The organism is Lichenihabitans sp. Uapishka_5, from assembly GCF_033947565.1.
In the GTDB taxonomy this organism is placed as follows: Bacteria; Pseudomonadota; Alphaproteobacteria; order Rhizobiales; family Beijerinckiaceae; genus Lichenihabitans.
On record NZ_JARPVX010000169.1, the window covers coordinates 1 to 2425 of the forward strand.

Genomic DNA, 2425 nt, shown 5'->3' on the forward strand with positions numbered 1-2425 from the left:
AGGCCGCAGCGCTCGGCTTCGCCACCCTGGTGGTGACGGGGCCGGCCGGGTTCGAAAGCCGCACCGCCCTGGCGCTCGGCCTGGCCGACCGGGTGGCGGGGCTCGGCCTGCGCCCTGTGGTGATCGACGCCGACGCGGGCCGCACGCTGTTGCGCGACCTGATCGAACCGGGCGCCGGCGCCGACCTGGTGGACCTGATGGGCGCGACCCGGGTGTGTTATTGGGCCCCCACCGACGACCGCGATCCGATCGGGCTGATCCCCCGGCTGGCCGACGAGGCCCAGGTGGTGCAGCGCCTGCGCGGCCGCGAAGGTTTGCGCCACCTCGAAGGCCTGCGTGACCATTTCGACGTCATCATCTTCGACGGCCCGGCCCTCGACGAGGGCGCGCAACTGCGCGACGTCGCGGCCTCGGCCGGCGCTCTGCTGGTGGTGGTGCCGGCCGAGACGACCGCCGAAGCCGTCGCGACCGAACTGGCGTCGCGCGGGCTGCCGCCCGACCTGCGGGTGACAACCGTCGCGGCGGCGCCCCTGCTGGCCGTGGCCTCGCCCCCCGGTGGCGCCAAAAGCGCCGCCGCGTGAGCGACCGGTCGTTCGGGCAGGCCCCCATCGACGGCTGGCCGGCCGCCGCCATCACGGCTGGCATCATGGCGGCGCTGTTGGTGCCGGCCTCGCTGTTGACGCTGATCGGCCTCAACTACGACACGGCGAACGGCGGCGCCTGGGAGAAGGTGCATCCCGGGTCGGACTTGATCCTGCTCGGCCTCGCGGCGGCGGCGCTGCGCAGCGGGGCGCCGGGGCCCTGGCTCGTGGCCCAAGGGCGGCGCTATCCCGGCGCCGCGGCCTTCGTGGCCACCACGCTGTTCTTGTTGATCTACCAGATGGTTGTCCTGCATGCGCCGTTCACGCCGCTGATCGACACCTTCCTGATCCCGGTGGCGGCGCTCGTCGGCCTGCAGGACCTGCATCCCGCCTGGAAACATCGTCTGGAGGCGGCGCTGCACCTGTTCATCGCCGCCAACGCCCTGCTGGGCATCGCGGAATTCGTGTCGGGCTGGCGGCTGATCCCGGCCGAACTCGACGGCGTCGTCCAGACCGCGGAGGTGGAGGCGCGTGCCTTCGGGTTCCTCGGCCATCCGCTGTCAAGCGCCGCCATGGCGGGGCTTTACGCCACTGTGCTGATGCTGGGCGGCGGGCGCGGGCTGCCGGCCGGCCTGCGGGCCCCGGCCCTCGGCCTGCAGGCCCTGGCGCTCGGTGCCTTCGGGGGCCGCACCGCCCTGGTGCTGGCCGCGCTGGCGGCCGTCGCAATCGCGGGCGTCGCCCTGGTGCGCGTGCTGGCCGGGCGTCCGGTCGACCTTCGCCTCGTCGGCCTCGGGCTGCTGCTGGCGCCCCTGGGCCTCGGAATGGTGGCCGCGATCGCCTCGAGCGGCTTCTTCGACGTGGTGCTGAACCGGTTCATCGAGGACAACGGCAGCGCCAAGTCGCGCGGCATCATCCTGACGGTGTTCGGCTACCTGTCCTGGCCCGACCTGTTGTTCGGGCCCGATCCCGACGCCCTCGCGTCCGTGCTGCACCTCGTCGGCATCGAGGTCGGGGTGGAAAGCACCTGGCTCGGCTTCATCCTCAATGACGGTCTGCTGCCCTCGCTGGTGTTCTTCACCGGATTCGGGCTGTTCATCGCCGAGGTGATGCGGCGCTGCGCCCCGGCGGCCTGGGGCGTCATGTTGTTCTTCTTCGGCATCATCTCGACCTCGATCGGCTTGTCGGCCAAGACCACCATGCTGGTGGAGGTGGTGGCCCTGCTGCTGATCCTGCTTCCCCCCGGCGCTCCGCATCGCCGGGCCCGCTTCCTGCCCACCCCGGCTTTCCCATGACCCGCCCCGTGCCGCCCATCCTGGTCGACGAAACCCATTGCGGCCGCCACGTCACGGGGCTCGAGCGGATCACGCTCGAGCTGTTCTCGGCCGAAGCGCTAGCCCCTTTGCGCCTGGCCCCCGTGCGGGCGCCGGGCCGCAAGGCTATGATGCTCGGCCAAACCCTCGGGCTGCCGGTTCGGGCGCTCGTCGAGCGCGCCGCGCTGGTGCTGTGCCCGGGCTTCCCGCCCTCGATCCCCCTGATGCTGCTGGCCGGCGACCGGGTGATCCCCTACATCCACGACCTGTTCCTCCTGACCCGGCCGGACGACCTTAACCGGCGGGCCAAGCTCTACATGGTGGCGCCGTTCCGCTTCACGGTGCGGCGCGCCGCGCTGTTCCTGGTCAACTCGGAGGCGACGGCGGCGGAACTGCGCCGCTTCTGCCGGCCCGAGGCCCGCATCGTCCCCTACCGTCCGGCCGTCCGCAACGTGTTCGGGGCCGAGCCGGGCGACCGCGCCACCCGGGCCGGGACACCCGGCGGGCTGCGGCTCGTCGCGGTCGGCACCGTCG

General features: G+C 72.7%; 3 protein-coding genes. All 3 read left to right on the forward strand.

The window, feature by feature from the left end:
• Positions 1 to 581 (forward strand): hypothetical protein (locus tag P7D22_RS22790; protein ID WP_319936535.1); only part of this gene is annotated, 581 nt, incomplete at its 5' end.
• Positions 578 to 1873: a VpsF family polysaccharide biosynthesis protein gene (locus P7D22_RS22795; protein ID WP_319936536.1), complete on the forward strand. Its 1296-nt coding sequence runs from the start codon at positions 578 to 580 to the stop codon at positions 1871 to 1873. The genes P7D22_RS22790 and P7D22_RS22795, both read left to right, overlap by 4 nt.
• On the forward strand, positions 1870 to 2425 hold a 556-nt coding region (locus tag P7D22_RS22800), incomplete at its 3' end, for a glycosyltransferase (protein ID WP_319936537.1). The genes P7D22_RS22795 and P7D22_RS22800, both read left to right, overlap by 4 nt.